General features: G+C 59.2%; 2 protein-coding genes. Both read right to left on the reverse strand.

Going from position 1 to position 617, the window contains the following annotated elements:
* Positions 1–245 (reverse strand): hypothetical protein (locus ADK28_RS15520; RefSeq protein WP_048796428.1); only part of this gene is annotated, 245 nt, incomplete at its 3' end.
* A 9-nt stretch (positions 246–254) separates the two neighbouring features.
* A partial coding sequence (locus tag ADK28_RS15525; protein WP_048796034.1) for a phage tail sheath C-terminal domain-containing protein occupies positions 255–617 on the reverse strand: 363 nt, incomplete at its 5' end.

Here is a 617-nt window from a genome sequence, read left to right on the forward strand (position 1 = left end):
GGGTACTGGGTCAGCTTGGCCCCGACGACGTTCTCCCAGTCGATAGAGGTGTCGCCCAGCGGCATTGCCACCGTCAGCGACAGCTCGAAAGTCTCAATGCCAGAGCAGTAGCCCTTAGCGCGCCCGGTGGAGTTCATGGTCTTGACCAGCTTGCGGCCGGTGTTGTTGTTGACGTTGAACTCCGTCACCTCGACCTCGCGGCCGTTCACTTCGAGGACCACCGCCCCCATGTATGGAATTGCCATTGTGACTCCTTAGAGGATCATGTCGATGCGAGATGCAATCACATGCAGACCGCTGACGATGTTGGTCGGAATGACACAGTTCAGACGGCCGCTGTCTTGCTCGCTGTTCTGCACGAGGACGCCCGCCTTGTACTGGTCGACGTTCTCCACAATCTCCATATCTTCAAGCTGATACAGCACGTTGAGGATTTCCGAGCGCACAGCCCGGCCCACGCGCGGCGTGTTCTTCTGGCGCGGGAAGCGCAGCTCGATACGGGTATCGATCGCCAGGCGTACATAATCCAGCGAGCGAATGCTGGTAATGTCCAGCAGTGACGGGTCGGTGGCACCGTCGGCACTGGTGGTGTAGGTGCTGATAGCGCGCACAATCTG

The sequence above is a fragment of the Serratia sp. 506_PEND genome (genome assembly GCF_001076875.1).
GTDB lineage: Bacteria > Pseudomonadota > Gammaproteobacteria > Enterobacterales > Enterobacteriaceae > Serratia > Serratia marcescens.